At 51.8% G+C, this 11,431-nt stretch carries 10 protein-coding genes and 1 tRNA gene; 2 read left to right on the top strand and 9 right to left on the bottom strand.

What is annotated here, in order from left to right:
• Positions 1-110: 110 nt before the first annotated feature.
• The 6 genes from ACQ9LF_RS13360 to ACQ9LF_RS13335 all read right to left on the bottom strand — a co-directional run bounded on the left by ACQ9LF_RS13360 (position 111) and on the right by ACQ9LF_RS13335 (position 4,313).
• Positions 111-290: a hypothetical protein gene (locus tag ACQ9LF_RS13360; RefSeq protein WP_462489915.1), complete on the bottom strand. Its 180-nt coding sequence runs from the start codon at positions 288-290 to the stop codon at positions 111-113.
• A gap of 54 nt (positions 291-344) precedes the next feature.
• A tRNA-Leu gene (locus ACQ9LF_RS13355) sits at positions 345-428 on the bottom strand.
• 6 nt (positions 429-434) lie between these two features.
• Positions 435-716, bottom strand: coding sequence for an exodeoxyribonuclease VII small subunit (locus tag ACQ9LF_RS13350; protein ID WP_462489914.1), 282 nt, complete (start codon positions 714-716; stop codon positions 435-437).
• 2 nt (positions 717-718) lie between these two features.
• Complete coding sequence (gene xseA / locus ACQ9LF_RS13345; RefSeq protein ID WP_462489913.1) at positions 719-2,080, bottom strand: exodeoxyribonuclease VII large subunit; 1,362 nt, start codon at positions 2,078-2,080, stop codon at positions 719-721.
• Between the two features lie 257 nt (positions 2,081-2,337).
• Positions 2,338-2,967, bottom strand: a complete 630-nt coding sequence (locus ACQ9LF_RS13340; RefSeq protein ID WP_462489912.1) for a thermonuclease family protein — start codon at positions 2,965-2,967, stop codon at positions 2,338-2,340.
• Between the two features lie 104 nt (positions 2,968-3,071).
• Positions 3,072-4,313 carry an aspartate kinase gene (locus ACQ9LF_RS13335; protein ID WP_462489911.1) on the bottom strand — a complete coding sequence of 414 codons (1,242 nt, stop codon included), beginning with the start codon at positions 4,311-4,313 and terminating at the stop codon, positions 3,072-3,074.
• A gap of 278 nt (positions 4,314-4,591) precedes the next feature.
• Here ACQ9LF_RS13335 and ACQ9LF_RS13330 point away from each other — a divergent pair, with 278 nt between their 5' ends.
• Positions 4,592-5,611: a tetratricopeptide repeat protein gene (locus ACQ9LF_RS13330; RefSeq protein WP_462489910.1), complete on the top strand. Its 1,020-nt coding sequence runs from the start codon at positions 4,592-4,594 to the stop codon at positions 5,609-5,611.
• Between the two features lie 35 nt (positions 5,612-5,646).
• Entirely contained in the window at positions 5,647-6,210 is a 564-nt protein-coding gene (lspA, locus tag ACQ9LF_RS13325) for a signal peptidase II (protein ID WP_462489909.1), read from the top strand.
• Here the strand turns inward: lspA and ACQ9LF_RS13320 are convergent.
• From ACQ9LF_RS13320 to rho, 3 genes are all read right to left on the bottom strand, one after another.
• On the bottom strand, positions 6,158-6,553 hold the full coding sequence (locus tag ACQ9LF_RS13320) for a bifunctional nuclease family protein (RefSeq protein ID WP_462489908.1): 396 nt from the start codon (positions 6,551-6,553) through the stop codon (positions 6,158-6,160). The genes lspA and ACQ9LF_RS13320 overlap by 53 nt on opposite strands.
• 14 nt (positions 6,554-6,567) lie before the next feature.
• Positions 6,568-9,537 (bottom strand): valine--tRNA ligase, encoded by a 2,970-nt coding sequence (locus ACQ9LF_RS13315; RefSeq protein WP_462489907.1) that lies wholly within the window; start codon positions 9,535-9,537, stop codon positions 6,568-6,570.
• A gap of 113 nt (positions 9,538-9,650) precedes the next feature.
• Positions 9,651-11,219: a transcription termination factor Rho gene (gene rho / locus ACQ9LF_RS13310; RefSeq protein ID WP_462489906.1), complete on the bottom strand. Its 1,569-nt coding sequence runs from the start codon at positions 11,217-11,219 to the stop codon at positions 9,651-9,653.
• Positions 11,220-11,431: the final 212 nt, after the last annotated feature.

Genomic DNA, 11,431 nt, shown 5'->3' with positions numbered 1-11,431 from the left:
GGGATTGCCGTAGACGGAAGAAGACAGAAGACTGTAGTCAGAATCCAGTATACGGCAGGTGCCGTAAACATCGTATTCGGATCTTTCCACAAGGATACAGTTGCTGGCCGTCAGATAGACGATGGCCGCGGGGCGCTGTACAGGTGGTCATGCAGATAGCGACGCATCGTATAGGTCGCACCCGGGCAGGAGGCATACACTACTTCGTCGATGTAGTTGCCATAGGCATATAGCTGCTTATATACGCCCGCCGACGTCGGCAGGTCGATATGGTTTTGTTCATAAACCATCAGAATTAACCACCCAAAAGTGCGAAAGTTTACCTTCTATAAGATTGAAAATAATGCGAGCGAAGGGAGTCGAACCCCCACATCCTTTCGGATACAAGGACCTAAACCTTGCGCGTCTGCCAATTCCGCCACGCTCGCTTTGTGTTAAAACAACTCATCAGTGGTGTCGTTATCTTTGTCGTTTGAATCAGCCGGATCTGACTCAGTCGGCTTTTGTTCCTCTTTGGCCGAAATCATCTCAATCCGTTTTTCCGCATCCTGTAAAATCCCCCGGCAATACCGTATCAGCTTCATCCCCTTTTCGTATTGTTCAAGGCTTTCCTGCAGCGGAACCTGCCCCATTTCAATACGGGAAACAATCTGATTGAGCTGGTCAATCGCCTGCTCAAAACTCAATTCGTCAGCTTTTTTTTCGCTTTTTGCCATCTTTATCTACTCTGCGTATTCTGGACAACGCTTTCAATCGTATTCTGCCGGGCCAGTTCCGTCTGAATCACATCGCCCGGCTTTACATCCGCTGCCGCAGTAACCACCTTGCCGGTACGCTGGTTGACGGTGATGCTGTATCCCCGTTCCAGCACCCCTCTTGGATTCAGCGCCTGTAATCTATTCTCCGCGGCGGTAATTTGCAACACCTTTTCCGAAAGTCTCTTATGAAACGCATATCCCGCACGCCCGGCCAACTGGTCAAGACGGTTTCGGCTGGCCAGCAAAAATCGCTTCGGCTCAATCCGGACCATCGCCATCTGGGCCTGCTGAATCGCCTGGCCGGCTCGTTTGAGCTTTTGTTCCAGTACCTCTTCGAGGTTGACTGCAACCTCATCCAGCCGCTGAATATTGTTCTCCAAAACCCGGCGGGGCTGTCGGAAAATGGCACTGGCCAGAATAGTCTGCAGCTGCAATTTCAGATGCCGTAGCTCCCCTTTTACCACCTGCCCCAGACGTTTTTCCGCAGATTCAAGACCTGCCAAGACCTCATTTATATCCGGCACCGCCAGCACGCCTGCCTGTGTCGGGGTCGAAGCTCGCACATCTGCCACAAAATCTGCGATAGTAAAATCTACCTCATGCCCAACTGCACTAATCACCGGCAGTTGGGAATCGTAAATCGCCCGGGCAACCACTTCCTCATTGAATGCCCACAGGTCCTCCATCGAACCCCCGCCCCGCCCTACAATCAGGACATCCAATCTCAGCTTTTTTCGCATTTGATTGGCCTTGCGAATGGCCGCCGCGATTTTGGCCGAGGCGCCTTCGCCCTGCACTGGCACATCAAATAAATATAACTCCGCACAGGGCCAGCGTTTATAGATACTATTGCGAATGTCCTCAATCGCCGCTCCGCTGGCACTGGTAATGACCCCAATATGCATCGGATATCGCGGCAGCGGTTTTTTATGTTCCTCCTTAAATAACCCCTCGGCCTGCAGTTTGAGCTTCATCTGTTCGAAGGCAAGCTGTAAGGCCCCCACCCCGGCCGGATCCAGTTTGTCAGCATAGAACTGGTACCGCCCTCCCTGAATATAGACCTTGACAGAACCGGTCGCTAATACGGCCATCCCATTTTCCGGCCGAAACTTGAGTGACTTAACCTTGCTTGCCCACATCACACAAGACAGAACACTGCCCGCATCCTTGAGTGAAAAATAGCAATGGCCACTGCTGTGGACCTTATAGTCGCTGATTTGCCCGCTGACAATCAGCCGGGACGGCAGATGCTCCTCGATTGCCGCAGCAACCATGTTACTAACCTGAGACACTGTGTATATTGTCAACTGACTTTTTGCCATCAAAACCACGTATTGTCAGAATAATCCCAGCAGGGCCTACAATGCCCGCAAAACCGCTGACTAATATACTAACAGATGTCAAAAAAAACAGGGGCAAACAAATAAATATTCGTGTGATTAGAACGATTTTCGCATGCTCTTCTGCAACCCCTTTGTTTTCATCCGATTTGTCCTGGAATTCAGAACTCAGTTCCAGAAAAATCTGACCTTTGTCAAAGACTGAAGTTTTAGGAGAGATAGCCCACGGGGATTTGAAACTAATGATTCGACTGCCGCAGTAAGTCGGGGCGGCGTTTGGACAGCCACTGAGGCAGATCTTTGCGGGTAGCCCCTTTCCAGAGGCCAGCGCCGGATTGCATAGCCTGATTCTGCAATTCAAGATAGGTATCAAAGTAGCTATGCTCATACGGTAAATACGCATATCCATAGCCTTCGGCAATAATACGCTCGTTGAGCACAGTACCATCCGGCAGGCGGATATAAGCCAGCAGCCGGCCGTATTTATCGCGTTGGTCGGCTTTTGAATCCAACAGGACACATACGGTCTTGTTTTCACATAATCGGCGTGTAAAGTCAGACGCTTCCGGCCCGAAATACATTACGCCGGTCTGCGGATTCTTGGTTTCAGGAGTATCAACCCCCAACAAGCGAACGCGGGTGGTCGGATATTCTTTGTCGGGTATTTTTAGATCGATGGTATCTCCATCGATGACGGCAGTAACCAAAAACTGCTGTTGGTGATATTTCTTCCAGTCCTCGGAGGGATAAAAACTGGACTGAACCGTCTGTCGGATAGAAACACCCGCCCATCGGTCCAGCATCAACCAGGCCGGTAAAACAACAAGGAAGAACAACACCCACAGTGTGTTCTTCCTTGTTCTGCTCATTGCGTATCGTTTGCGGCGTCTGCCCATGACTCCATTCCGCGTTGCCGCCAATCCATCAAAGCCGATCCCTTTTTGTGGGGACAGACCTCTATTGTCCGTTTATATTATTTCGGTTGTTTCCGCTTTTCGACGGTCTTATCCAGTTCGAATGCCGTGCAGACCGCTTCGTAAGCTTTCATCGCATCTTTGATATCTACCAGACAGCTGATGCGAATTTCGCTGGTAGTAATCGCTTCAATATTGATTTTGAGGTCAGCCAACGCCTTGAACATAATATTGGCCACACCATAATGCGACCGCATGCCAACACCCACCACGGATACCTCGGCGATGTCTTCACGGACAAACACATTGTCGCAATGGACCTGCCCGCGAATCTTCTCGATGGTTTCCTTGGCGGTCAACAGGTCTGATTTGCCAACAGTAAAGGACACATTGGCCTTTTCCGTGTTGATTTCGGTCTGAATGATGTCGTTAACAACCACTTTGGCTGCGGCCAGATGTTCGAAAATACGAGCCGATATGCCGGGCTTATTGTCAACGCCAATCATCGTAATTTTAGCAAGTTCTTTTTGTACGGTAGCACCGGAGACGAGAATACCTTCCATTTGGGGGACCTCATGAGTAATGTATGTACCTTCATTTTCGTTCATACTGCTGCGAACGTGAATTGTGACGTTGTATTTCTTGCCGAATTCAATAGAACGGCTGTGCATGACACCGGCGCCAAGACTGGCCAGTTCCAGAATCTCGTCGTAGCTGATCTGCTTCATCTTGACAGCATTTTTGAAAATACGGGGGTCGGCGGTATAAATGCCGTCCACATCGGTATAGATTTCACAAAACGATGCCCCCAGGGCCGCAGCCAGAGCCACCGCACTGGTATCAGAACCGCCTCGGCCCAGGGTCGTGATATTACCCTCTTCATCAATTCCCTGGAAACCGGCCACAAAAACAATATACCCCTCATCAAGCTTTTTCTTGATGATGGATCCGTCAATGCTCTTAATCCGGGCTTTGGTATACGAGTCGTCGGTCAGCATTCTGACCTGGGCACCCGTAAAACTGATAGCCTTGTGCCCCATTCCTTCTACTGCCATCGCCAGCAGCGAGACGGTCTGCTGCTCGCCTGTGCTCAGGAGCATATCCATCTCCCGTTTGGGCGGATTGGGATTGACCTCTTTGGCGTCGGCGATCAGCTCGTCAGTCTGCTGACCGCGAGCGGAGGCAACAACAACAACCTGGTTACCCTGCTGCTGGGCACGAATGGCACGCTGTGCAGCCCGCTTGATTTTCTCGGCATTGGCTACAGAGGTACCGCCAAATTTTTGTACAAGAATCGGCATAGCTTCATTGTCCTGCTGAAAACGATAGAAAGACCCGCTGTCCGGCCGTTGCCGGCAGTGAGTACACAAATGGGGTAATATATCCATACACCGAGTATTTGTCAATGAAGTTTTTGGGACTTTGGACCCCCAAAATCCCCTTCTGGATATTCCGCAGCGAAAAGTTTTGACATCCGCCGGGCAAGGACGTATAATCCGGGGGCGTTTTTGTCGCCAATCATAACTACTTTGCAGACAAGGCCTTCAGTCCTGTCTGCCAGGAAGGAAAGGGGAATACGATGACGTTGAAGACCTCCTGTAACAAGATAGGGATCCTGCTGACCGTTGCCGTGCTGCTGACAGCGGGCGGGTGTACAAATCCATTTGGCAAACAGCCCACCGAAGCGGAACTGATCGCCGAGCAGCTGGAAGAGCAGAAAGAACTGGCTGTCAGTCTGTATGTCGATGCGCTGATGCTCAATGAAATCGATGCCCATCAGGACGCCCTTAAAAAACTGGAACTGGCTACGGAGTTAAATCCGCAATTCGCCCTGGCCTATTCGATGAAAGGCGACATCTACCAGAAACAGCAGCATTACGCCAAAAGTGCCGATGCCTACGAGCGTGCCACCGAACTCGATCCCTGGTCATTCAAGGACTTTTTTAATCTGGGCAAAGTGACCGAGGCGATGAAGGAATTTGCCCGTGCGGTCAAGGCCTATACCAACGCATGCAAACTGGATCCCAGCCATTACGAATCGCATTACAAGGCGGCCCGTTGCTATTATGAACTGAAAGAATACGAACCGTCTCTGGAATATGCCAACAAGGCCAAGACCTTGAATCCGTCTTCGGGGGAAGTTGAAGCCCTGTTCGGCGATGTCTTTGAGGCCCAGAAAAACCATGCCGAGGCAATTGATTCGTATCGCCGGGCTTTGGAATTAAAGGGCAATGATCCCAACATTATGGTCCCGCTGGCGGTCTGCTACCTGCGAACCGGACGCTTCACCGCCGCCCGGGAATTGCTCAGCGATGTCATCGCCAGGGACCCCAAAAACGGTCCGGCCTATCAATACATCGGATACGCTCAACTGAAATTAAAGGAAACCGATGCCGCCATTGAAAGCTACAAAAAATCCGTCCAGATCAATGACAATGACTGGATGGCTCACAAGGGTCTGGGCGTTGCCTATATGCTGCTGGCAATGAAAAACAACGATGAAAAACTCAAGGCGCTGGCAGTGGAACACTGGACGATTTCTCTGCTCCTCAAACCGGACCAGCCGGAGCTGCAGGCCCTGATGGAAAAGCATAAATAATACCCGTTTCCGCTTTTGGACGACTGCAGGTCACTATGACTTATCACAAATCACAGACACCTCGCCACGCCGGACACAGAGTCCCGGATCTTACAGGGCATTTACTATTCTGGCCGATTGGCATCGGAGGGGCGGTGTTTGACCTGTGGAGCAAAAAAGCGGTATTTGACTGGCTGCCCTCCCTGCCTGGCGAAACGTATTCAATTGTTGAAGGCTACGTCCATTTTATTCTGCGAGTCAACGCCGGGGCAGCATTCAGCATGTTTTTTGGTCAACGGGCTTTTTTAACCGGAATTTCGATGGCAGCGTTTTTGGTTGTCATCGGTTTTTTTCTGTTCAGCGGTATTCATCGGCGGATTATCCAGTTCGCATTGGGTTGCATGGCCGCGGGAATTGTCGGCAATCTTTATGACCGAGCTTTTAATGATGGGCTGGTGCGGGATTTTATCGATGTTACAATTCCGATCATCGGTTATAACTGGCCGACGTTTAATATTGCCGACAGCCTGCTGTGTATCGGAGTAGGATTGCTGATTATCGCCAACCTTACTGCTCAAGCTGATCCAGCACCCGCTGCTCCACAAACAACGGCACATTAAGGCCGGAAGCCAGGCCCAACGCATCTGAAGGCCGGCTGTCCACCTGAATCAGATTATTGCCCTGCCGGATATAAATCACCGCATAGAAAGTGTGATCACGCAGATCGGTAATGACCACCTTTTCAACCTTACCGCCCATCTGTTCAATCACCCGAGCCAGCAGGTCGTGCGTCAGCGGACGTGGCAGCTCGATTCCCTTGAGCCGGCGGTCTATCGCCAGAATCTCGGGCATCCCGATGACAATCGGAAAACTTCGCCCCCCCTGCAGTTCCTTCAGGACAATCACCTGCTGATCGACGGATTCATTAATCAGGATTTGCGACAGTTCCATCGGGATTTCCATACACAGCCTTTCAATTAGGCCAGTTCGGCCAGGTGTTTATTCACCGCCTCGAGCTGGTCGGTCAGGTCTTTGAGTTTCTGGCGGCTCTGTTCGACGATTTCCGGCTTGGCCCGGCTGATGAAGCTTTCGTTGGACAGCTTGGCCTGCAGAGGTCGGATACCGTTTTCGATAAATTCCTTTTGCTTCTGCAGACGCAGCCGCTCGGCTTCCACATCCACAACATCGTGAACATAAATCTGCATTTCCTCAACAATTGCAGCGGCAGAATTGGCGGGCTTGGCGGCATCGGCTTCGATAATCAGTTTTTCCATTCCGGCCAGTTCACAAATCAGATGACTGCCCTCACGCAGCATCCCAAGACGGCCCTGCGGGGCAACAAGGGTCCCAATCAGCCGCTTGGCAGGATGAATATTGTACTTATTGCGGATATCGCGGATGGCACCGATGCAATGTTGCAGGGTTTCAATCTGCCGCTCGATATCCGGGGCGATAAACGCATCCAGCCCGGCAGGCCAGGGGGCAATCATAATCGACTCCGCCCAGGGGGCTTCGGCCAGTGTGCCCAGCCTGCGTACCGGGGCAATGGCATTGAGATTCTGGAAGATGCCCTCGGTAATAAACGGCACAAACGGATGCAGCATCCGCAGCGTCTGGTCGAGTGCAAAGGCCAGCACATTCTGGGCAATCGGCCGCTGAGCAGCATCGGCCATACGCGGTTTGGCCCATTCGAGATACCAGTCGCACAGGTCATTCCAGAAGAATTTATACAGGGCATTAACCGGATCATTGAAGCGGTAGCTTTTCAGTGTCTCGGTCACATCCCGAACCACCACTGCCAGACGCGACAGAAGCCATTTATCGGTAATATCCATCTTGGACGCATCAAAGGCTGCGGGGTCTATGCCCTCCAGATTCATCATCGCAAACCGTGATGCGTTCCACAGCTTATTGCAGAAGTTGCGGCCATTGTCAAACTTGGGTGAACTGTTGACGGTGCGGCCATCCGGCAGTGTCAGCGGCGCCACCGGCATACGCACATCCTGCGTATCGGTAGTCATTCCGGCCAGCGTAAACCGCATCGCATCCGCCCCGTGGCTTTCGATAATGGTCAGCGGATCGATGCCATTGCCCAGACTCTTGGACATCTTGCGGCCGAGGCCGTCCTGAATCATCGCGTGGATATAGACATCACTGAACGGAATATCCCCGAGGCAGTACTGCCCCATCATCACCATGCGCGACACCCACAGCGTAATAATCTCGCGGGCAGTACAGAGCACATTGGTTGGATAAAACGCCTTGAGCGTCTCATTCTCCTCCGGCCAGCCCATCGTGCTGAACGGCCACAAGGCCGACGAAAACCAGGTATCCAGAACATCTTCATCGCGAATCCAGCCTTCTTTTTCCATCGCTTTTTCAAGTTCATCAAATCCCGGTTTGACACAAGCATAGGTCACTGGCCCCCGCTCTGTCTCAACCACAGTACTCAATGTACCATATTGACAACGATTTGGATGCCGACCGGATTTTGACCACACCGGGATCTGATGCCCCCACCACAATTGCCGGCTGATGGGCCAGTCGCGGAGGTTCTCCAGCCAGGTTTGATAGTTGTTGCGATATCGCTCCGGATAAAACTTCAAACGTCCATCCAGCAAAGGCCACAATGCCAACCCCGCCAATGAATTCACCGGAACATCAGTCCCTTTAATATAGGTGATTCCATCGTGTTTTTCGGTGTCGAATTTACAATCTGCAATGGACAATTGACAATTCGGAATCGGCTTTTTGACCGCAATATACCACTGGTCGGACAAATACGGCTCAATCGGCACATGGCTGCGATAACTGTGGCCCACTTCGTGGGAATAATCCCGCACTTCGGCCAGCAGCTTTTCCTGTCGGAACCATTCGACAATCGCCTCACGGGCTTCAAAGCGATCCATCCCGATGATATTTTCCACATCCGGATTTTTCACCGCATCCCAGTCTGTCCAGCCGTATTTATCGCTGATGGAGCCATCGGGAGCCATCACGTTAATCACCGGCAGATGATGCCGCTGTCCGATCTGCCAGTCATCCGGGTCGTGGGCCGGCGTAACCTTCAAAAAGCCGGTGGAGAATCGGGCCTTTTCCTCACTGCTTTCCGGATCAGGCAGCACCACGTGTTCATCGGCAACAATTGGAATCAGCCGCCCCACAATCGGCAAACGAACTTGTTTACCCACTAGCGCCCCAGCCCGCGGGTCATTGGGGTTCATCGCCACAGCCGTATCACCCAGCATGGTTTCCGGACGCGTCGTGGCCACGATGACATGTTCGACTTTTTGCCCATTAAGCACTACCGGCTCAACAAGCGGATATTTGAGATACCAGAAAAATCCTTTAACGGTCTGATGTTCCACTTCATCATCGGCTAATACCGTTTGCGTAGCCGGGTCCCAGTTGACCAACCGCTTGCCACGATAAATCAACCCATCGGCAAAGAGCTTAAAAAACACCGCCCGCACGGCTTTGGCGCAGACTTCGTCCATGGTAAACCGCGTCCGGTCCCAGTCGCAGGAACAGCCCATACTCTTGAGCTGCCCCAGAATCCGGGCTTCGTATTCATCCTTCCAGCTCTGGACATGGGCCACGAACTCCTCGCGGGCAAAGTCCGTCCGGCGTTTGCCCTGCTCGGCCAGAAGCCGCTTTTCAACTACCGTCTGCGTTGCAATGCCCGCATGGTCCGTCCCCGGCATCCACAGGGTTACCTTGCCCAGCATCCGATGAAACCGTACCAGAATATCCTGAAGTGTATTATTCAAGGCGTGCCCCAGATGCAAGGCGGCCGTCACATTCGGAGGCGGAATCACGACTGAATACGTCTTTTTTAGATGTGCCGCCTTTTCATCCGCATGATAATAGCGTCCCTTGGCCCAAAGCTGCTCGGCCTGTTGCTGTGTACGTTGCGGGTCATAAATCTTGGGTAGCTCTTGTGCCATATCGATACCTGGTTTTCGTTTGTCAGTCTGTTAATCAATAAAAAAGTCCCGGCTGGTTATGGCCGGGACTGTATTGTACAAAATTGGTCAAATTTGTAAAGTCCGGGTTTGGTTTAATCCAGATTCAGGGTCATCAGGAACTCGGCGTTGCTGCGGTACTTGGCCAGACGGTTCTTCAGCAGTTCGACAGCCTCCACCAGGTTCATTTCACTGAGCACCTTACGCAGTCGATACACCAGCTCCAGTTCCTTGCGGTCCAGCAGCAGTTCTTCACGCCGCGTGCCGCTCTTGCTGATGTCGATGGCGGGGAAGATGCGCTTTTCGACCAGTCGGCGATCCAGATGCAGTTCCATGTTGCCGGTAGCCTTGAATTCTTCGAAAATCACTTCGTCCATCTTGGAGCCGGTGTCAATCAGGGCCGTGGCCAGAATTGTCAGCGAGCCGCCGTTTTCGATGTTGCGGGCGGCACCGAAGAATCGTTTGGGCATCTGCATGGCATTGGCATCCACACCGCCGGTCAGAATTTTACCTGAGTGCGGCATCTCCGTGTTATAGGCACGGGCCAGACGGGTAATTGAATCCAGCAGAATCACCACGTCTTCGCCGTACTCGACCATTCGCTTGGCCTTTTCGATGACCATTTCCGAAACCTGACAGTGACGAGCGGTAGGTTCATCAAATGTCGAACTGATCACCTCGACGTCCTTGGCAACTTTTCGCTTGAAGTCGGTCACTTCTTCAGGGCGTTCATCAATCAGCAGCACAATCATCCGTACTTCCGGATAGTTTGTACTGATGGCATTGGCCAGTTTCTGCAGCAGCACCGTTTTGCCGGTACGCGGCGGAGCAACAATCAGAGCACGCTGCCCTTTGCCGATGGGGGTAATCAAATCCATGATGCGGGTGCTCATCTCGTCCTGGGTGGTTTCAAGAATAAATCGCTCTTCGGCATGCAGCGGAGTCAAGTCGCGGAAAACCACTTTTTCGGTCAGTTTTTCCGGTTCCTGATAGTTAATCGCCTCCACGCGAAGCAGGGCAAAGTATTTTTCATTTTCCTTGGGCGGACGAATCTGACCGGAAATGATGTTACCGGTACGCAGACCGAAACGGCGAATCTGTGAAGGCGAAACATAGACATCGTCGGGGCTGGACAGGTAGCTGTAATTGGGACTGCGAAGGAAACCATAGCCATCCGGCAGCACTTCCAGCACACCCTCTCCATACATCAGACCGTTTTGCCGGATACGCTCCTTGAGGATCTTGAAAATCAAATCCTGCTTGGCCAGGGCCATATATTCGGTAATGCCTTCTTCTTTGGCAATCCGATGAAGTTCCGTAACATCCAGATTCTGCAGTTCCGTCAAGTGCAGATTACCGCGTTTGATCCGTTCATACTTTTCATGAATAGACTCTTCTTTGGGGGCCTCTTCCCGAGGGGTCACAGGCTCGCACGTCGTTTCAACCGCAACCGCCGGTTCCGGCTGTAAATCCTGAACAGCAGGTTCAGGCTCACGCACATTGCCTGACTGTTCTGCCGCAACAGGCTGAGGAGCAGGGGCTTGAGACGAAGACTCTACCGTCTCAGCCGGTTCGGATGGTTCATTCTTTTTACGTTTGGTATAGGAACGCTTCTTACGCGGGGTTTCCTGCTGCTGTTCTTCACTTGCCTTGACTCGTGGCATGGTTACTCCTTAAAAACGGATGGATTTAAATCCTGTTGCTCAGGACATTGGTTATTATCAATTTATGCGTAAAAACACATTTCTTTATTTCTTTACCGGAAGTTTTCAAGAGGGGTCTTTTCCCCTAATAGACCGGGGGGTACACGCTACCTACCTTATGTTTCCGCTGAAAAAACGTTGTTTTGCTGTCTTAACCGGGATTCATCGGCCTG

The sequence above is a fragment of the Anaeroglomus insulsum genome (genome assembly GCF_050689095.1).
Lineage (GTDB): Bacteria > Planctomycetota > Phycisphaerae > Sedimentisphaerales > Anaerohalosphaeraceae > Anaeroglomus > Anaeroglomus insulsum.
This window is presented reverse-complemented; position numbering and strand designations above follow the sequence as displayed.

Coding starts and splice junctions, on each gene's coding strand:
- ACQ9LF_RS13360 (WP_462489915.1), bottom strand. CDS start 290: ATGGTTTATGAACAAAACCATATCGACCTGCCGACGTCGGCGGGCGTA.
- ACQ9LF_RS13335 (WP_462489911.1), bottom strand. CDS start 4,313: ATGCCGATTCTTGTACAAAAATTTGGCGGTACCTCTGTAGCCAATGCC.
- ACQ9LF_RS13350 (WP_462489914.1), bottom strand. CDS start 716: ATGGCAAAAAGCGAAAAAAAAGCTGACGAATTGAGTTTTGAGCAGGCG.
- ACQ9LF_RS13320 (WP_462489908.1), bottom strand. CDS start 6,553: ATGGAAATCCCGATGGAACTGTCGCAAATCCTGATTAATGAATCCGTC.
- ACQ9LF_RS13340 (WP_462489912.1), bottom strand. CDS start 2,967: ATGAGCAGAACAAGGAAGAACACACTGTGGGTGTTGTTCTTCCTTGTT.
- rho (WP_462489906.1), bottom strand. CDS start 11,219: ATGCCACGAGTCAAGGCAAGTGAAGAACAGCAGCAGGAAACCCCGCGT.
- lspA (WP_462489909.1), top strand. CDS start 5,647: ATGACTTATCACAAATCACAGACACCTCGCCACGCCGGACACAGAGTC.
- ACQ9LF_RS13315 (WP_462489907.1), bottom strand. CDS start 9,537: ATGGCACAAGAGCTACCCAAGATTTATGACCCGCAACGTACACAGCAA.
- ACQ9LF_RS13330 (WP_462489910.1), top strand. CDS start 4,592: ATGACGTTGAAGACCTCCTGTAACAAGATAGGGATCCTGCTGACCGTT.
- xseA (WP_462489913.1), bottom strand. CDS start 2,080: ATGGCAAAAAGTCAGTTGACAATATACACAGTGTCTCAGGTTAGTAAC.